The following is an 18,931-nucleotide window of genomic DNA, read 5'->3' on the forward strand; positions in this document are numbered from 1 at the left end:
ATAACTTAACATACTTTACTTTAATAATTAGTTAATCTTTATTTAGTCGCTAATTTTTCTTCAATAATCGATAATGTTGCTTTAACATCGATCATTTTCTCCATTGATTCATTATCAATTGTAATATTATAAAGATCTTCTATATCTAAAATAACATCAACAAGATTAGCCGAATTGATACTTAAATCATTGATAAAATCTGTATCTTCATTCATTGTGTCAAACGCTTCCATGTTATTTACATACGGCTTGACAATGTCTTTCAACTCTTCGATTATAATAGCTCTATTCATGTTTAATAATTTAAGTTGTATATTTTTTAAAAATCACGCAGCCATTAACATCTCCAAAACCAAAACTAGCTTTAGCAATAATCGTCAAGGGTGTTTCAATCATTTGTTGCGGAATTCGGCTTTTGTCTATAATAGCACTAATTTCAGGATGTAAATCAGCACCATTTATATTTGGAAAAATAAAACCCTCATATAATTGCAAAACCGTAGCTACACTTTCTATACTTCCTGCACCTGATAAACAATGTCCAACCAATGATTTCAAGGAGTTAATATAGGGAAAATCATTTCCTTTTCGATTTAATGCTTCGGTCCAATTCTTAATTTCTAAACTGTCTTTTGATGTAGCTGTCAAATGTCCGTTTATAGCATCAATTTCATTCGCTTCAATACCAGCATTGTGCATTGCATCTACAATACATTTTTTTACAGCAATAGGATTTGGCGCAGTCATAGAACCTAAACCACGCTGCCCTCCTGAATTAATATTTCCTCCTAGAACTTCTGCATAAATCCTTGCTCCTCTTTCAATTGCCACTTCTAGATCCTCTAAAACTAATGCGCCAGCACCACTGCCAGGCACAAAACCAGATGCCGACTCACTCATGGGACGAGAACCTTGTTCAGGACTATCGTTATGTTTAAACGTACAGACACGCATGGCATCAAATCCGCCCCAAATATAAGGCCCTGAATCACTTGTGCTTCCGGCTAAAATTCGTTTTGCTTGCCCAGATTTTATTCGATCAAAAGCCATCATGATGCTTTCTGTTCCTGTGGTACACGCAGATGAATTTGTTGTGACTTGGTTTCCTAATCCTAATTTTCCAGCAAGATAGGCACTAATACCACTATTCATTGTTTGTGCGACCGCAGTACTTCCCAAGCGTCTTGTTTGAAAATCATCAATTTTATAAATGCTTTCGCGAAATTTATCAATTCCTGAAGTACCAGTGCCAAAAATAGTTCCGCTCTCCCAATCTGGATCTTCATTGTTTTCAATAGTGAGCCCAGCGTCTTTCCAAGCATCTATTCCTGCAATTACTCCATATAAAATTCCCGTCGCATTAAAATTGCGCATTTCTAATTCAGTGAAATATTCAAGTGCTTTTTCATCAGAGACTTCAGGCTTTCCAGAAATCTGACACGAAAACTGCAATCTTTTTAATTCAGCGTCCTTCTTAATTCCCGAAATACCATTCTTTATTGCATGAGTAAAATTTTTCAATCCTACACCATTAGGAGCAACAACTCCAAGTCCTGTTATAACTACTCTTCTATTCATTTTTTTTAGAATTTTGAATGAGCATCCCCGCAATATCTCCAGTACAAACTGCAACTCCTTCTTGATTTACCATGCAAACTTTACATTTTAGTTTACCAAATCGAAAGTAGATTTTCTCAGAAGTTACGATCACTTTTTCATTAGGATAAACTGCTTTTAAAAACTCAATATTTGTTGATGTTAATGCAATTGAACTAGATGAATTAAAACCATCATTTAATAGATAAATTCCCAAACATACTAACCCTATTTGTGCCATAACTTCCGTAAGAATAACTCCTGGCGTTACAGGATGGTCTTTAAAATGTCCTTTATAAAAAAAGGAATCTTCATGCAGTGTATATGAACCAATCACTCCATTCTCATCTATTTTACTAATTTCATCAACAAATAAAAAAGGTTTTGAATAAGGTAATTTATTTAATATTTCTTGTGAATTCATCTTCAATAACTTTTAAAATTGCAATAAAACACGCTGCGCCGAAAATCCTGGACCAAAACTTAACATAAGCCCTATATCTCCTTTATTGGGTTGGTTATCCATAATTCTTTCTAAAACATATAAAATAGTAGCGCTAGACATGTTGCCATACAAACGCAAAACTTCTTTAGTATCATCAATATTCTTACCTAAATCAGAAAATAGTGCTTCTACAGTTTGTACAATTTTTTTGCCGCCAGGGTGGAAAATTAAATGATCTATATCCTCAATTATTTTATTGTTTTTAGCGAGAAAAGGATGCACTATCGCTGGAAAATGCGATGCAATAGTATCAGGAACTTCAATATCTAAAACCATTTGTAATCCTGAATTAGTGAGTTTAAAACCCATCATGTGTTCGTTGTTATAAAAATGATACATGGCTTCATCTAAAATTTCTGGTCCCTCATCATTTTGGTGAGAAGACAATAAAACACACGCAGCACCATCGCCAAAAATGGCTGCACTTACAATATTTGCCATAGAAAAATCATCAAGCTGAAACGTTGCAGTGGGACTTTCTACAGCAATCACTGCGGCGCGTTTATTTGGATTTGCTTTCAAAAAATTCTTGGCATATATAATTCCTGAAACTCCGGCAGCACATCCCATTTCAGTAACGGGAAGTCGGATGATATCTTGTCTTAATTTTAATTTATTTATTAAATAGGCATCAAGTGACGGAATCATGATTCCAGTACAACTTACTGTAATAATATAATCTAAGTCCTCAGGTTTCCAGTTTGATTTTTTTAACGCTTTAGTAAGTACTTTTTCGCCTAGATCGATAACTTCACGAGTATAAATATCGTTGCGCTCTTCAAAAGAGGTTTTTGTAAAAACTTCAATAGGATCCATAATGGAATATCTTTTATCAACAGCGGCTCCTTCAAATATTTTTTTTACTTTCCGTATGAAACGCTCTTCCTGACCCATTAACCAATTGTCCAGAAATGGCATTATTTCATCGGTGGTCCTTGAATATTTAGGCAATTGTTTGCAAACGGAATTTATTTTTACACTCATATTTTTGATATTATCCATTGGTATCTAAAAGCCCATTTCCAGCTAATTTGATACTTTTTAAATTTTAATTTTCTTGAAAAAGCTACTAATTCAACTTTCTTAAACCCTCTCAAAATAGATACTAAACCATCTTCTCTTGACATGTCATTCAACCGAAAAACATAACATACAGCTTGAAATAAGCGGTATGCAACAAGGCTACGTTGCAAATCATTAATAACAATTCCAACCGTTGCATTTTGATTAAATATACTCATTAATTCTATAATTGCCTCCTCTTTAAAATGATGTAAAGTTAAAGTACATAAAACAATATCATATTTTAAATTCTTAAAATCAGTTTCAAAAACATCTTCACATCGATAGGAAATATTGGAGTAACTTTCTGAAAGTTGTTTTGCGTGATTAGCAGTGAAATTATTCGCATCAATACCTATTAAATTAAAGTTTAAGCTGTTTTTCTTACCATAGTCGGCCAATAAGCGCAACATATCTCCATTACCGCAACCTACATCAACAATTGTGATTATATTATTTTCAGCTATTTTTTTTAATAATTTTTTCACTCCTGAAAGCGTTAATTTATTACCGCCTAAAAATTGATTTATTTGGGCGATTTTATCCAAAGTAGCTCTTAAAACTTCACCCTCTAAAGCAAAGTCATCCATAATCTCTTCTTGATCAGTTCTAAATTTTGTATTTATGCCCATTTATTTTTGAATAAGAATAGGTTTTCCATGTGTACTTTTTATAATTTTAGGTAATAAAAAAGGAAAAACAATTAGTATGCGTAATAACACATTAGCTAGTTTTTGCTTTTGCAAAATAGTTGCTAGAAACCGACCCATTTTTAATCTCTTTTTGAAATTTGTATTCCAACTTTTTTCATATTCTTTTTCTAAAATAGACCTACTAGTTGTATTACTCTTATAAAAATAAATAATAAGTTCTGATGCTATTTTAGCACTATGTATGGCCATTGCCATTCCGTTTCCACACAAAGGGTGAATTAAACCTGCTGTATCTCCGATCATTAAAATATGATTATCAACTATTTTTTTTTTCTCAAATGATATTTGGCTAATTGTTAGAGGTTTTTCAAATAATAAGGTACTGTTTAAAAATATCTTTTTTAAGTGTGGATTCAACATGATGTTTTTATCTTGGTAATCCTGTATGTTCTTATATTTTTTGAATGTCTTATAATCTGCTAAATAGCAAATATTAATACTGTTATTTTCAACTTTAGAAACCCCACAGTAACCACCATTAAAATTATGCAAACCCACAAGATCATCATGGAAATCACCAGAATAGTGTGCCTTTACAGCTAGCCAATTCGATTTTTTTTGAATAAAATCCCGATTCAAATTAACATCAATATTAGCGCGTTTTCCAAAAGCTCCCAATACAATTTCGGACTTAAAAACAGTGTTTTTTGATGTTGTAATAGTAAACTCATTTTCTAAAAAAGTACAACTCTCGACAGTGTCTTGAATTATTTTACAACCATTTGCAATTGCTTTTTTATATAAAATAGCATCCAATAAATACCTACTGATTCCGAAACCCCCCAAAGGCAATTGGCAGTTAATCAAACTTCCATTTGCTGTTGAGAATTGCAATTTATCAATTATCGTTGGCTTGTATTTTAGAATATCAATACCCAACCAATTGAAATACGGTATCACTTCATTCGATATGTACTCGCCACAAACCTTATGCTTAGGATATTCGTTTTTTTCGATCAAAACAACATCTAATCGAGCTTTAGTTAAATGAATGGCAGCAGTAAGACCTGCTAATCCACCACCTACAATTACGATAGCATTAGTTTGTTTCATAAGGCCTAATTTAAGTTATTTCATTCATACTTATTGACCAAAAACAAAAAAACTGCTTCGGTTAGGAAGCAGTTTAACATTTGGTAAAATTAAAAGCCAAAAATTATTTTCTTTCGTTCTTTATTTCCTCAATAATTTCAGGGTTTAATAAAGTAGACGTGTCTCCAAAATTAGAAAAATCTCCTTCGGCTATTTTACGAAGAATTCTACGCATAATTTTTCCCGAGCGCGTTTTAGGCAAACCTGAAACAAATTGAATTTTATCTAATTTAGCGATAGGTCCTACGTGGTCAGAAATATGCTGGTTAATCTCTTTAAAAAGATTTTCTTTATTTCTTATTTCTCCTGTTTCTTTCAATATTACGTAACCGTATAATGCTTTTCCTTTTACATCATGTGGGAAACCTACAATAGCACTCTCAGCAACTGCTGGGTGTTCATTAATAGCGTCTTCAATAGGAGCGGTTCCTAAATTATGTCCAGAAACTATTACTACGTCATCTACACGACCAGTAATTCTATAATAGCCCACCTCATCGCGTAAAGCACCGTCACCAGTAAAAAATTTCCCAGGGAACTCTGTAAAATAAGTGTCTTTATAGCGTTGATGGTCTCCCCAAATTGTTCTTGCAATTCCAGGCCAAGGAAACTTAATGCACAAACTTCCTACTACTTGATTCCCTTCAATTTCAATACGTCTGTCATCCATTAAAACAGGTTGGATCCCTGGTAAAGGTAGCGTTGCATACGTAGGCTTCGTAGGTGTAACAAAAGCAATTGGAGAAATCATTATTCCGCCGGTTTCTGTTTGCCACCATGTATCAACTACAGGACATTTTTTGGCTCCCACATGGTCGTTAAACCAGTGCCAAGCTTCTTCATTAATAGGCTCGCCTACTGACCCAATCACTTTTAATGATTTAAGAGCATACTTATTTACGTACTCTAAGTTTTCTTTGGCCAAAGCTCTAATAGCAGTAGGTGCCGTATAAAATTGCGTTATTTTATGTTTTTCGATAATTTGCCAAAAACGACTAAAATCAGGATAAGATGGAACTCCTTCAAATAAAACGGTGGTAGCTCCATTCAATAATGGTCCGTATACAATGTAGGAGTGTCCTGTGATCCAACCAATATCAGCAGTACACCAGAAAATATCATTTTCTTCGTAATTAAATACGTTTTTAAAAGTATAAGCTGTTTGCACCATATAACCAGCCGTAGTGTGCACCATTCCTTTAGGTTTACCGGTAGAACCAGAAGTATAAAGTATAAATAATGGGTCTTCGGCGTCCATAATTTCAGCAACAGAATTATCAGAAGCTTCCTCTAATAATGGTTGTAACCATTGGTCTCTGCCATCAATCATATTGATCTTATTGTTAGTTCTTTTAACAACTAAAACCTTTTCGACAGAAGGACATTTTTCTAATGCTTCGTCAATTATTTCTTTTAATTCGATTGTTTTATTTCCGCGGAAACCACCATCTGCGGTGATTACCATTTTACATTCGCTATCTACTATTCTATTGGCTACAGCCGAAGCAGAAAAACCTGCAAAAACTACAGAATGTATTGCTCCAATTCTTGCACATGCTAAAATTGAAACGGCTAATTCAGGAATCATAGGCAAGTAAATACAAACTCTATCTCCTTTATTAATGCCTTGCTCACGCAACACATTAGCCATTTTACAAACCCTTTGATGCAATTCATTGTATGTTATATGCAATGCCGCTTCCTCTGGATTATTTGGTTCAAAAATGATTGCCGTTTTTTCGCCTCTCTTATTTAGGTGGCGATCAATAGCATTTTTTGTAATATTCAATTTTGCTTCAGTAAACCATTTTATATCTGCTTCAGCCATATTAAAATCGACAACTTTATCCCACTGTTGGTACCAAGTAAAATTTTCTTCGGCGATCTTACCCCAAAATTTTCTAGGTTCTCTAACAGATTTGTTATAATGTTTGAAATATTGTTCTAAATTATCGACTTTATAGTAACTCATGCTTTTTAATTTTTTATAAATATATTAAAACTCTCCCGATTCTTAAAATTATTTAAATTATAAATTCCTATGAAAAAATACATTTTTAATAGCGAAATCCAGCTTAAAATGAAAATTTAATAAAATGAATTATTTTCTTAACGAATGCTTGTAAAAAAGGCGAAATAGAATATCTATTTCGCCTTTTAAATTTAACAATTATTCTAACAATTAATTTAGCCTTTAAAGAAAAACACCCCTTTTATCCGCAATATTGGGGATTATGAATTTCCTTTATAACTATTATTTTAACGACATAGGGAACTCTGCCTTTTTTATAATTTTTAACGGAAACAAATTATAGACAACCTTTAATAAAGGAATTACTTCACTTAGCTTACTAATAAACTAAGTGAATGTAATGAGCAACCCTATGCATTTTTTAAATTTATGTTGTTTTACTAATTCAAAATATTGAAATCAATGCATGGTGTCATTTCAACACACCTCATGTGTGGCAATTCCTATTTCTACTTAATTTATCCTATTTTTTTCATAGCAGTCATTGACGCTCTTAACCACTCACCTACTTCTTCAATTGGATGTACTCTAATGCTTCTATTTACTGCAATTAAAACGGCATTATCAACGCTGTTTGAGTTTGAAAAAGGTTTACCAATAATATTTGTTTCTACTGTTTTCATAAAATCAGTTAACAAAGGCTTACAAGCATGATCAAATAAGTAACAACCGTATTCAGCCGTATCCGATATGATTCTGTTCATTTCGTATAGTTTCTTTCTCGCTACTGTATTTGCAATCAAAGGCAATTCGTGTAATGATTCGTAGTAAGCAGATTCTGCAATGATTCCTGATTCGGTCATTGTTTCAAAAGCTAATTCAACACCTGCTTTTACCATAGCAATCATCAATACACCATTATCAAAATACTCTTGTTCAGAGATTGGGGCTTCTTGTGCTGGAGTTTTTTCGAAATTAGTTTCGGCTGTTGCGGCTCTCCAAGTCAATAAATTAACATCATCATTATCCCAGTCAATCATCATGTTTTTTGAAAATTCGCCAGAGATAATATCATCCATGTGTTTATGAAACAACGGACGCATAATGTCTTTTAATTCTTCAGAAAGTCTGTAAGCCTCAATTTTAGCAGGATTAGACAAACGATCCATCATGTTTGTGATTCCACCATGTTTCAAGGCTTCTGTTACTGTTTCCCATCCGTACTGAATTAATTTTGAAGCATATCCAGGTTCGATTCCTTTTTCTACCATTTTATCAAAACATAAAATAGAACCTGTTTGTAACATCCCACAAAGAATAGTTTGCTCACCCATTAAATCCGATTTTACCTCGGCAACAAAAGAAGAATTTAAAACACCTGCTTTATGACCTCCAGTTGCCACTGCATACGCTTTTGCTTGCGCAAAACCGTCTCCATTAGGATCATTTTCTGGGTGAACGGCAATTAATGTTGGCACACCAAAACCTCTTTTATATTCTTCACGAACTTCAGATCCTGGGCATTTAGGGGCACACATAATAACGGTGATGTCTTTACGAATTTGCATTCCTTCTTCTACGATATTAAAACCATGAGAATACGCTAATGTAGCTCCTTGTTTCATTAGTGGCATGATTGCGGTTACGACTGCCGTATGTTGTTTGTCTGGCGTAAGGTTACAAACTAGATCAGCTGTAGGAATCAATTCTTGATAAGTTCCTACTTTGAAACCGTTATCTGCAGCATTCATATAAGAAGCTCTTTTTTGATCAATTGCTTCTTTTCGTAATGCATAAGAAATGTCCAACCCAGAGTCTCTCATGTTTAATCCTTGGTTCAAACCTTGAGCTCCACAACCAACAATTACTACTTTTTTACCTTTTAATGCTGCTATTCCATCAACAAATTCTGATTGATCCATGAATTCGCAAACGCCTAATTGTTCTAATTGTAATCTTAGTGGTAATGAATTGAAATAATTTGCCATTTTTTTTATTTTTATCTTTGTTTTAATTCTTCTAATAATGCTGAAATTTCCATTTTTTCTTTGGAAATAGATATTCTTCCGGAACGTACAAACTGCATAATTCCATAGGGTTTTAACCTACTGTACAACTCCTCAATCTCTGAACGTTTTCCTGATTTTGAAATCACAAAAAAGTCTCTTGCAACAGTAACAATCTCTGAGTTACTCTCCTTAATGATATTCTGGATTTGTCTTTCATCAAATAATAAACTCGACTCTATTTTAAATAAAGCATTTTCTAAGAAAATAGTTTCATCATCTATATGATAAAATGCTTTAATGACTTCAATTTGTTTTTCTATTTGACCTACAATGTTTTGCACCCATTTTTCAGTTGTATTGACAACAATAATAAAACGAGAAACAGTCTCAATCTCTGATTCTGAAACATTTAGACTTAATATATTAATGTGACGCTTTAAGAATATTCCTGATATTCTATTCAGCAATCCAACGTTGTTTTCTGAATAAACAGAAATAGTGAATGTTTGATTTTCCATATTATTAACTTAATCTGATATCCGAAACTGACGCTCCTGTAGGTATCATTGGGAATACATTATTTTCTTTTTCAACCATAACCTCTAGAAAGTAAGACTCTTTTGACGCCATCATTTCGGCGACAGCAGCATCAAGATCTTCTCGCTTTGTAACTTTTTTAGCTTTAATATAATAACCTTCAGCAATGGCTACAAAATTAGGATTGGTCATTTCGGTAGATGCATATCTTCTATCAAAAAATAACTGTTGCCACTGGCGTACCATTCCTAAAAACTCATTGTTAAGTACCACAATTTTCACAGGAACTTTAGTTTGAAAAATAGTTCCTAATTCTTGTATTGTCATCTGGAAACCACCGTCACCTATTATAGCGACTACTTCGCGATCAGGTCTTCCCATTTTTGCACCAATAGCTGCTGGTAAAGCAAATCCCATCGTTCCTAATCCTCCAGATGTTACATTGCTCTTAGATTGATTGAACTTCGAGTAGCGACAAGTAAACATTTGGTGTTGCCCAACATCAGATACCATAATAGCATCTCCTTTTGAATGTTTGTTAATCATTTCTATCGTTTCACCCATAGAAATTCCTTTACCATTTGTAGGTGCAAGTTCTTCGTTAATTACCTTCTCACATTCAATTTTATATAATCTCTTGAATTCGTCATGCCAAACTGCATGTGATTTACTTTCGATTAAAGGTAGCAAGGCTGCTAATGATTCTTTTACATCTCCTAAAACTGCAACCTCAGTTTTTACATTTTTATCAATTTCTGATGGATCAATATCAAAGTGAATTACTTTTGCTTGCTTAGCATACGTTTCTAAATTTCCAGTTACGCGGTCATCAAAACGCATTCCTAGCGCAATAAGTACATCGCATTCATTAGTTAACATATTAGGAGCATAATTTCCGTGCATTCCTAACATTCCCACATTCAAAGGATGATCAGTAGGCAAAGCAGAAAGGCCTAAAATTGTCCACGCTGCAGGAATACCTGATTTTTCAATAAATTCCTTGAATAATGCTTCGGCTTGACCCAAAATAATTCCTTGTCCAAAAACGATCAATGGTTTTTTAGCATTATTAATTAAAGTGGCAGCTTCTTTTACTTTATCCAATTTTAATTTGGGTACCGCAACATAACTCCTAATTCCTGTACATTTTTTATAACTAAAATCAAGTAAATCAAACTGAGCATTTTTAGTAATATCTACTAATACTGGACCTGGACGACCTGATCTAGCAATATAAAAAGCTTTTGCCATAATCTCTGGAATTTCAGAAGCTTCTGTAATTTGGTAATTCCATTTGGTTACCGGAGTCGAAATGCCAATAATATCTGTTTCTTGAAAAGCATCTGATCCTAGCAAATGTTTACCCACTTGACCTGTAATGCACACCATAGGCGTTGAGTCAATTTGCGCATCAGCAATACCGGTAACTAGATTAGTTGCCCCAGGACCTGAAGTAGCGATGGCTACACCTACCTTACCTGTTGCTCTAGCAAATCCTTGAGCAGCATGCGTTGCACCTTGCTCATGGCGCACAAGCACATGATGCAATTCATCTTTAAACTTATATAATTCGTCATAAACTGGCATGATTGCACCACCTGGGTAACCATAAACCAAATCTACTCCTTCTGCTAATAGACATCTAATAACGGCTTCTGCGCCTGATATTTTATTTGTTTCCATCGGTTATAATTTATTCGCGCTGAGACTATTGCTCTTTGCTTTATTTGTCAGTTACACATCCTGTAGATGCACTTGATACTGAACGAATGTATTTTAGTAAAACTCCTTTTTTGATACTCGATACGGGTTGTACCCATTTTGCTTTTCTTGCAGCAAACTCATCGTCAGAAATTTTTAGATTGATTGTGTTTTTTACGGCATCAATAGTAATTATATCACCATTTTGAACTAGTGCAATTCCACCTCCATCAAAAGCTTCAGGCGTTACGTGACCTACAACAAAGCCATGTGAACCACCAGAGAATCTACCATCAGTAATCAAAGCGACACTTTTTCCTAAACCCGCACCCATAATTGCTGATGTTGGTTTTAGCATTTCAGGCATTCCTGGCCCACCTTTAGGTCCACAGTACCTAATGACGACCACATTACCTGGTTTTACCTCTCCCGCTCGAACTCCTGTAATTACATCATGCTCATTCTCATAAACAATAGCGTCACCTTCAAAATATTCTCCTTCATTACCACTAATTTTAGCAACACATCCTTCTTCGGCTAGATTACCATATAGGATTTGAATATTTCCTGTTGCTTTTAAAGCTTTTTGTATTTCGTGTATAACTTCTTGTCCGTCATTTAAATCTGGAACAGCTGCTAAGTTTTCAGCTAATGTTTTTCCGGTTACAGTCAAGCAATTTCCGTGAAGCAATCCTTCTTTTAATAAGTATTTCATTACAGCTGGAACACCACCTACTTCGTGTAAATCTTCCATTAGGTATTTTCCGCTGGGTTTTAAATCAGCAAGCAAAGGTGTTTTATCACTAATATCTTGAAAATCTTTTAATGTGATTTCGATATCAACAGAATGCGCCATTGCAATTAAGTGCATTACTGCATTTGTAGAACCACCTAGAACTGCCACCATCGTAATCGCATTTTCAAATGCTTCACGAGTCATAATGTCTCTAGGTTTGATATCTTTTTCTAATAATATTCTGATTGCTTTACCAGCATCAATACATTCTTGCTTTTTTTCTTGGCTTAAAGCCGGATTAGAAGAGCTATAAGGCAAACTCATTCCTAAGGCTTCAATTGCTGATGACATGGTGTTTGCCGTGTACATTCCGCCACAAGCACCAGCACCTGGACAAGCATTTTTAATTACTCCTTTAAAGTCTTCTGGTTCGATTGTATTGCTGAATTTTTTCCCTAAAGCTTCAAAAGCGGAAACAATATTTAGTGATTCACCTTTCCATTTTCCAGAGTGAATGGTACCCCCATAAACCATAATCGATGGGCGATTTACACGCCCCATTGCAATTACCGATCCAGGCATGTTTTTATCACAACCGGGAACAGCTATTAAACCGTCGTACCATTGTGCTCCCATTACTGTCTCGATAGAATCAGCAATTACATCTCTTGATACTAGTGAAAAACGCATTCCGTCAGTACCATTTGAGATTCCGTCACTCACACCAATAGTATTAAAAATTAGACCAACAAGGTCTTCTTTCCATACTCCTTTTTTAATGTCTTTAGCTAAATCATTTAAGTGCATGTTACAAGTATTTCCCTCGTACCCCATACTTACAATTCCAACCTGTGCTTTCTTTAAATCATCTTCGGTTAAACCAATTCCGTACAACATAGCTTGAGCAGCTGGTTGCGTTTCGTCTTGTGTGATGGTTTTACTGTATTTATTTAATTCCATTATCTATATGTTGTGTATCTGTATTTTTAATTTAATTTTCGTTTTTAAACGATTGTCGATTGCCCGATGTGTACGTTGTCATTATTGAAGTACATTAAGTCGTCTTTATTCAAAATAAAATTAGAAACAAACTCTCCTACTTCATTAGTTCCAAAACTAGTTCCTGGATTCAAATCAATAGTTACTACATTGTATTCAATTGCTTTTTCGATCGCTTCGTGAACAAGTTTTGCTTCTTCGGTCAAGCCAAAATGTTCTAACAACATTGCCGCTGAAACGATTGATGCAATAGGATTTGCAATATTTTTATCTTTAGCTTGTGGAAACGATTTATGAATAGGTTCAAACAATGCTTTTGTAGTTCCAAAAGAAGCTGAAGCTAACAACCCAATCGATCCCGTAATAGCACTTGCTTCATCTGAAAGAATATCTCCAAAAAGATTCTCTGTTAAAATAACATCAAACTGTTTGGGGTTCAATACTAATTGCATTGCTGCTGTATCTACAAACAAAAAGTTTAATTCCACATCAGGATAATCATGCGCCACTTTTTGTACTACATTTCTCCATAAACGAGAAGTTTCTAGCACATTCGCTTTATCCACCATAGTGACTTTATTTCTTCTTTTTTGTGCCGATTTGAACGCTAAGTGTGTGATCCTAGTAATTTCTTCTTCGGAATATTCACATACATCTGACGCTTTAGTTTTTGCTTCATTTAAGGTTTTATCACTAAAATAAATTCCACCAGTCAATTCTCTGAAAACGATAAAATCAGTTCCTTCAATAATTTCTCTCTTTAAAGGAGAAGAATGCATCAAAGTCGAATACGTTCTAATTGGCCTTTTATTGGCAAAAAGCCCCAATTCTTTTCTTAATTTTAAAACAGCCTGCGAAGGACGTTTTTGGGCATCTGGATTATTATCATGTTTAGGGTTACCATCTCCTACGGTTCCTAATAATACTGCATCTGTATTTAAACATAAGTTTAAGGTTTGCTCTGGCAATGCTACCCCTGCTTTATCAATAGCGACAGCGCCTATAAGAGCATCCTCAAAAATAAACTCGTGATCAAACATTACGCTAATGACATACAATGCTTTTTTTGCTTGTAAAACTACTTCAGGACCTATACCGTCTCCTGATAATACTGCTATTTTTAAATTCATATCTCTCGCTATTAATGGTAATTAGAAAAAATAATTAGTTGTGTTATTTGGTCTAATAAAACAGTTATACAGTAACGCTTTTACAAGCTTCTATTATTTGATGAATATCTTCATCTATGACTTCTTTTTTAATATCTGCAAATTTTAAGAACTCTACATATACAATGTCTAATTGCACTTTTGTCAATTCGTAACCCACTTTTTTAGCTCTATACGCTAGTGCCGCTCTACCACTTCTAGCTGTAAGTACTATTGAAGATTCATTGACACCTACATCTAAAGGATCCATGATTTCATAAGTAGCTCTGTTTTTAATAACACCATCTTGGTGAATTCCAGAACTATGTGCAAATGCATTAGCGCCTACAATTGCTTTATTAGGCTGTACCACCATTCCCATACTTTCGGATACTAAACGACTCATTTCGTTCAATTGTTTGGTATCAATGTCAGTATATAAATTAAGGTAAGGATGTTGTTTAAAAATCATTACCACTTCTTCAAGGGCTGTATTTCCTGCTCGCTCTCCTATTCCGTTGATTGTGCATTCTATTTGTCTTGCGCCGTTTACTGCTCCAGAAATTGAATTTGCTGTTGCCATTCCAAGATCATTATGACAGTGGCAAGACAAAATCACGTTTTCAATTCCTTTTACGTTTTCTCGCAAGTATTTAATTTTATTCCCGTATTCTTCTGGTAAACAATATCCAGTAGTATCTGGAATATTAAGCACAGTTGCTCCTGATTTAATGACTTCTTCACAGACTCGAGCAAGGAATTCATTATCAGTTCTTCCAGCATCTTCGGCATAAAACTCTACATCTTCAACATATGATTTTGCATGCGCTACAGCAGCTTTTGCTCTAGCAAGAACATCTTCGCGAGTGGTATTTAATTTATGAACTATATGAGATTCTGATGTTCCTATTCCGGTATGAATTCTTGGTCGTTTAGCGTATTTTAAAGCCGCTGCTGCAACGTCAATATCATTTTTTACTGCTCTAGTTAACCCACAAACAGTTGCGTTTTTTACAATTTTACTAATTTCAGAAACAGATAAAAAATCACCAGGACTCGATACAGGGAAACCAGCTTCTATAATATCAACACCCATCTCATCCAGTCGGTTTGCAATAACTAGTTTTTGTTTGGTATCTAATTTACATCCTGGAACTTGTTCTCCGTCTCTTAAAGTGGTGTCAAAAATTTGAACTTTCTCTCTATTCATATTCATTTATTTAATGTAATTTCACATTTCAATAACAAAGTTAGATTTGATTCCCTCATAATAAAACCAAATACTAGCAAATATACTGCTCATAAAGCAAACTATAAACATACAAGTTATTGATTTACAACAATTTAAGCTTTATTATTTTACAATGGCTAACCATCAAAAAGATTTTTTATTTGTATTAATTAAATCACTTTCTAAGTCGGAGAAAAGGCAATTCAAGATTTTTGCCAGCCGATTAGAAACAAGTTCACATACTAAGTTCATTGAATTATTTAATATTTTAGATAAATCTGAAGCGTATGACGAGAAAATAATTTTAAAAAGTGGTGCAATTAAAAAAGTACAACTATCTAATTTGAAATCATATTTGTACAAACAGATATTAGTAAGTATCCGTTTGAATATTCCAAGTCAGAATATTAGATACCAATTAAGAGAGCAAATTGACTTTGCAAGCATACTTTATAATAAAGGACTGTATAAGCAAAGTCTAAAAATATTGGACAAAACTAAAATTCAAGCGCTAGAGAATGACGAAAAGTATATGGCCTTTGAAATTGTAGAGTTCGAAAAATTAATCGAATCACAATACATTACCCGAAGTATACAAGGTCGCGCAGACGAGTTAGTTATTCAAGCCAAAGAATTAAATTACCAAAATACTATTTCTAGTAAATTATCTAATTTATCACTTCAACTGTATGGCATCATGCTTAAAACAGGCTACGTAAAAACGGATGAAGAGTTTCAATATATAGATGACTATTTTACAAAGCACATCTCAAAATTTGATGAGACTAAGTTTGGCTTTCGCGAAAAATACTGGTTTTACAATGCTAATTTATGGCACAGTTTTTTAGTACAAGATTTTTTAGGCAGTTATAAATATGCTTATAAATGGGTTACCTTATTTTATGACAACCCCAATATGATTTATCTAAATCCGGTATTTTTCTTAAAAGGAAACCATTATTTATTAGAATCATTGTTCATGTTAAAGTACAAGTCTAATTTTAAAAAATATTTATTAAAATTAGAAGAGACGATTAACAACCCCAAATTTCCAGTTAATGATAATGTAGCGTCATTGTCTTTCTTGTATTTGTATAATAATAAACTAAATTATCATATTCTCGAGGGTACTTTTAGCGAAAGCGAATATTTAATTCCGGAAATATTACATAAAATAAACTTGCATAGTGAACATCTAGATGAGCATCACGAGATGTTATTTTATTATAAAATTGCGTGTATTTATTTTGGAACAGAAAAGTATGCCGAATCTATTTTTTACTTAGAGAAAATTATAAACAACAAAAATCTAAGCATGCGTGAGGATTTGATGTGTTTTGCACGATTGCTTTATTTAATTGAACATTATGAAATGGGTAAAGATTTTAATCTAGAGGCACAACTTAAAAGTACCTATAAGTTTTTATTAAAAATGAATGACTTGCATGAAGTTCAAAAAGAGATTATTCGGTTTTTGAAAAACTTAAATTCATTATACCCTGCAGATATTAAAAAGGAGTTCATAAAAATGCGTGTCCGCTTTATTGAGTTAGAGAAAAATACCTATGAAAAAAGAGCTTTTTTATACCTAGATATTATCTCTTGGTTAGAGAGTAAAATTGAAAATAGAAAAATAGCTGATATCATGCGTGAAAAAGCACAACTGATCAATCGTTAAAACAAAAAAGCCCGTCATAGCAGTATTCTAGACGGGCTTTATTATGAATCTAACTTTATAATAGATTACTATAATCTATTAATATTCTGGAATAGTACATTATTCAGAAGGCATTTTCAAAGCCAATGCATCCAGTACTTTTTGATAGGTAGGCATGTCTACTTCATATTTCAACCCCTCATTTACTACAAAAGCTGTTAGCGATTCTAATTCAAATTTATGTCCTGCAATCACATCACGGTGCATTGAGGAAGTAGCCTCATGAGGCATTTTCTCTAATTTTTGAATAGTTTTCATTGTAATGTCATTAGGTAATTCCAACCCTTTGACAGCTGCGAGCATCGTGATTTCTTGTAATAAGTTCACAAAAACAGCTCTACTAGTATTAGAACCTATAATTTCTCCAATATTTTGATTCAAATAAGATGTTGCTGAAGCTAAACTAGAGATAAAAATAAATTTCTCCCAGACCGTTTCTTCAATTTGATCAACTAGAGTGCTTTGAATCCCAGCATTTTCAAAAATAGTTTGCAGCGCTTTCAATTTAGAAATGGAAACCGAATGGGAACCAAAGAATAATTTTTCAAAAGGGCCTACTTTTTTAATCACACCAGGACTTTCGATCAAAGCAACAATATACACACAACCTTGTAATACTTCATTATCAGGAAAAATGGCACTGATACGCTCAGGAGCATCAACACCATTATATAAAGGTAGAAAAATGGTGTTTTTAGTAATACATTTTTTATATGATAACAAACTCTCCTCGATGTCATACGTTTTAGTAGCACATATTAGGTAATCTAATTTACCTATTACTTCAGGGTCATTAGAAACTACAGTGGGAAAAACATAGGTTTCATCATTATCTGTGATTAGTTTAAGTCCTGATTTTGCAACTATTTCTTGCGTTTTTCCGCGTGCAATAAAAACAATTTCAATGGTATTTGATTGGCTATAGGCTTTCGCCAAAAGTCCACCAAAATACCCTCCTACTCCACCTAATCCTAAAATTCCAATTCTTGTTTTCATGCTTACCGTTTTTATATAAAAATAAAACCACTAAAAAATTAAGTCATCAAGCCAATAAACTTGAAGAAACATAATTTTTTAATGGGTTACTTTAGAATTAACATTCCTTACTTCATTAAATTTTAATAAAAAGAAAAAAAACAGACCTATAAGCCGGATTCTGTCTCCAATAAATTGGAGCCTTATCATTTATCTAGATCTCAAATTACTCTGAGACTCAAGCTACCTACCCTTCAACAACGAGCGAGAAGCCCTTAAATGCTGATATACTTGATATTTCACCGTATAGAGTTTACCTGGTTTCACTACAGCATTACCTGTACATACTTTCTGTTGCACTTGTCCTAGCCCTAATAAATTAGAACTGACGGGTGTTACCCGCTATACTTCTCTATGGTGTCCGGACTTTCCTCTCTTTTGTCCCAATAGCTATCAGAAGCAAAACAGCGATAAGGCGGTCTGTGTCGCAAATCTACACTATTTATTGCTGTTTTACTACTTTCTATTATTTACTTTAACAACACTTTTACAATCTATTAATTATAAAATAGTTATCTTTAGTACATAACTAACACCAGCCGTATTTATGAAAATTAAAATGTACCATTACGCCACTGTTTCTAAAGCATTAGACGATTTACATGAAAAAGGATTCACTTATGATTTTAATCTAAATGAACAAGATATTGTTAAATGTCCAGAAAAATATGAAATAGAACACATCTATCGCTATGAAGGCAATTCAGATCCCGGTGACGAAGCTATTGTTTATGGTATAAAGTGCACCACGGGACGAAGAGGTGTTTTTGTTACAGGATTTGCAGCAAACTCGGTTAGTGAAGCTGGACAAATACTGATCAATATCACTACCAAAGACGGCCGTAACCGATAAAAAACTTCTATTTGCTTTTCAATTA

At 33.7% G+C, this 18,931-nt stretch carries 16 protein-coding genes and 1 other RNA gene; 2 read left to right on the plus strand and 15 right to left on the minus strand.

The genetic code is table 11. The features are described from left to right. Positions 1–38: 38 nt before the first annotated feature. The 13 genes from ACVEGE_RS17370 to ACVEGE_RS17430 all read right to left on the minus strand — a co-directional run bounded on the left by ACVEGE_RS17370 (position 39) and on the right by ACVEGE_RS17430 (position 15,280). A complete protein-coding gene (locus tag ACVEGE_RS17370; RefSeq protein ID WP_173855156.1) occupies positions 39–293 on the minus strand; it encodes an acyl carrier protein in 255 nt (84 codons plus the stop codon). Between the two features lie 10 nt (positions 294–303). Then, positions 304–1,578 (minus strand): beta-ketoacyl-[acyl-carrier-protein] synthase family protein, encoded by a 1,275-nt coding sequence (locus ACVEGE_RS17375; protein WP_192501556.1) that lies wholly within the window; start codon positions 1,576–1,578, stop codon positions 304–306. Further along, a complete protein-coding gene (locus tag ACVEGE_RS17380) occupies positions 1,571–2,020 on the minus strand; it encodes a 3-hydroxyacyl-ACP dehydratase FabZ family protein (protein WP_192501555.1) in 450 nt (149 codons plus the stop codon). The genes ACVEGE_RS17375 and ACVEGE_RS17380 overlap by 8 nt, the downstream gene beginning before the upstream one ends. 12 nt (positions 2,021–2,032) lie before the next feature. Then, positions 2,033–3,085 (minus strand): type III polyketide synthase, encoded by a 1,053-nt coding sequence (locus tag ACVEGE_RS17385; protein WP_173852319.1) that lies wholly within the window; start codon positions 3,083–3,085, stop codon positions 2,033–2,035. Next, positions 3,082–3,795: a methyltransferase domain-containing protein gene (locus ACVEGE_RS17390; protein ID WP_173852321.1), complete on the minus strand. Its 714-nt coding sequence runs from the start codon at positions 3,793–3,795 to the stop codon at positions 3,082–3,084. The genes ACVEGE_RS17385 and ACVEGE_RS17390 overlap by 4 nt, the downstream gene beginning before the upstream one ends. Then, positions 3,796–4,929, minus strand: coding sequence for an NAD(P)/FAD-dependent oxidoreductase (locus ACVEGE_RS17395; RefSeq protein ID WP_192501554.1), 1,134 nt, complete (start codon positions 4,927–4,929; stop codon positions 3,796–3,798). Between the two features lie 103 nt (positions 4,930–5,032). Next, positions 5,033–6,940: an acetate--CoA ligase gene (gene acs / locus ACVEGE_RS17400; protein WP_192501553.1), complete on the minus strand. Its 1,908-nt coding sequence runs from the start codon at positions 6,938–6,940 to the stop codon at positions 5,033–5,035. A 518-nt stretch (positions 6,941–7,458) separates the two neighbouring features. Beyond that, positions 7,459–8,928: a ketol-acid reductoisomerase gene (gene ilvC, locus ACVEGE_RS17405; protein ID WP_173852326.1), complete on the minus strand. Its 1,470-nt coding sequence runs from the start codon at positions 8,926–8,928 to the stop codon at positions 7,459–7,461. Between the two features lie 11 nt (positions 8,929–8,939). Continuing rightward, complete coding sequence (ilvN, locus tag ACVEGE_RS17410) at positions 8,940–9,467, minus strand: acetolactate synthase small subunit (RefSeq protein ID WP_173855163.1); 528 nt, start codon at positions 9,465–9,467, stop codon at positions 8,940–8,942. Positions 9,468–9,471: 4 nt separating this feature from the next. Continuing rightward, on the minus strand, positions 9,472–11,169 hold the full coding sequence (gene ilvB, locus ACVEGE_RS17415; protein WP_192501552.1) for a biosynthetic-type acetolactate synthase large subunit: 1,698 nt from the start codon (positions 11,167–11,169) through the stop codon (positions 9,472–9,474). Between the two features lie 40 nt (positions 11,170–11,209). Next, complete coding sequence (ilvD, locus tag ACVEGE_RS17420; RefSeq protein ID WP_192501551.1) at positions 11,210–12,883, minus strand: dihydroxy-acid dehydratase; 1,674 nt, start codon at positions 12,881–12,883, stop codon at positions 11,210–11,212. Between the two features lie 44 nt (positions 12,884–12,927). Continuing rightward, a complete protein-coding gene (leuB, locus tag ACVEGE_RS17425) occupies positions 12,928–14,052 on the minus strand; it encodes a 3-isopropylmalate dehydrogenase (RefSeq protein ID WP_192501550.1) in 1,125 nt (374 codons plus the stop codon). 64 nt (positions 14,053–14,116) lie between these two features. Next, on the minus strand, positions 14,117–15,280 hold the full coding sequence (locus ACVEGE_RS17430; protein ID WP_173855166.1) for a 2-isopropylmalate synthase: 1,164 nt from the start codon (positions 15,278–15,280) through the stop codon (positions 14,117–14,119). Positions 15,281–15,434: 154 nt separating this feature from the next. Between ACVEGE_RS17430 and ACVEGE_RS17435 the strand changes: the two genes are divergently transcribed. Continuing rightward, complete coding sequence (locus tag ACVEGE_RS17435) at positions 15,435–16,979, plus strand: hypothetical protein (protein ID WP_192501549.1); 1,545 nt, start codon at positions 15,435–15,437, stop codon at positions 16,977–16,979. A 99-nt stretch (positions 16,980–17,078) separates the two neighbouring features. Here the strand turns inward: ACVEGE_RS17435 and ACVEGE_RS17440 are convergent, their stop codons facing one another. Both ACVEGE_RS17440 and rnpB read right to left on the minus strand, forming a co-directional pair. Beyond that, positions 17,079–18,014, minus strand: coding sequence for a ketopantoate reductase family protein (locus ACVEGE_RS17440; RefSeq protein ID WP_192501548.1), 936 nt, complete (start codon positions 18,012–18,014; stop codon positions 17,079–17,081). A gap of 133 nt (positions 18,015–18,147) precedes the next feature. After that, positions 18,148–18,480, minus strand: an RNA gene (rnpB, locus tag ACVEGE_RS17445) — RNase P RNA component class A. Between the two features lie 120 nt (positions 18,481–18,600). Between rnpB and ACVEGE_RS17450 the strand changes: the two genes are divergently transcribed. Then, complete coding sequence (locus ACVEGE_RS17450) at positions 18,601–18,906, plus strand: hypothetical protein (protein ID WP_173855169.1); 306 nt, start codon at positions 18,601–18,603, stop codon at positions 18,904–18,906. The last annotated feature ends 25 nt before the right edge of the window (positions 18,907–18,931 follow it).

This window comes from Flavobacterium sp. PL002 (assembly GCF_054165825.1).

Coding starts and splice junctions, on each gene's coding strand:
- ACVEGE_RS17370 (WP_173855156.1), bottom strand. CDS start 293: ATGAATAGAGCTATTATAATCGAAGAGTTGAAAGACATTGTCAAGCCG.
- ACVEGE_RS17375 (WP_192501556.1), bottom strand. CDS start 1,578: ATGAATAGAAGAGTAGTTATAACAGGACTTGGAGTTGTTGCTCCTAAT.
- ACVEGE_RS17380 (WP_192501555.1), bottom strand. CDS start 2,020: ATGAATTCACAAGAAATATTAAATAAATTACCTTATTCAAAACCTTTT.
- ACVEGE_RS17385 (WP_173852319.1), bottom strand. CDS start 3,085: ATGAGTGTAAAAATAAATTCCGTTTGCAAACAATTGCCTAAATATTCA.
- ACVEGE_RS17390 (WP_173852321.1), bottom strand. CDS start 3,795: ATGGGCATAAATACAAAATTTAGAACTGATCAAGAAGAGATTATGGAT.
- ACVEGE_RS17395 (WP_192501554.1), bottom strand. CDS start 4,929: ATGAAACAAACTAATGCTATCGTAATTGTAGGTGGTGGATTAGCAGGT.
- acs (WP_192501553.1), bottom strand. CDS start 6,940: ATGAGTTACTATAAAGTCGATAATTTAGAACAATATTTCAAACATTAT.
- ilvC (WP_173852326.1), bottom strand. CDS start 8,928: ATGGCAAATTATTTCAATTCATTACCACTAAGATTACAATTAGAACAA.
- ilvN (WP_173855163.1), bottom strand. CDS start 9,467: ATGGAAAATCAAACATTCACTATTTCTGTTTATTCAGAAAACAACGTT.
- ilvB (WP_192501552.1), bottom strand. CDS start 11,169: ATGGAAACAAATAAAATATCAGGCGCAGAAGCCGTTATTAGATGTCTA.
- ilvD (WP_192501551.1), bottom strand. CDS start 12,883: ATGGAATTAAATAAATACAGTAAAACCATCACACAAGACGAAACGCAA.
- leuB (WP_192501550.1), bottom strand. CDS start 14,052: ATGAATTTAAAAATAGCAGTATTATCAGGAGACGGTATAGGTCCTGAA.
- ACVEGE_RS17430 (WP_173855166.1), bottom strand. CDS start 15,280: ATGAATAGAGAGAAAGTTCAAATTTTTGACACCACTTTAAGAGACGGA.
- ACVEGE_RS17435 (WP_192501549.1), top strand. CDS start 15,435: ATGGCTAACCATCAAAAAGATTTTTTATTTGTATTAATTAAATCACTT.
- ACVEGE_RS17440 (WP_192501548.1), bottom strand. CDS start 18,014: ATGAAAACAAGAATTGGAATTTTAGGATTAGGTGGAGTAGGAGGGTAT.
- ACVEGE_RS17450 (WP_173855169.1), top strand. CDS start 18,601: ATGAAAATTAAAATGTACCATTACGCCACTGTTTCTAAAGCATTAGAC.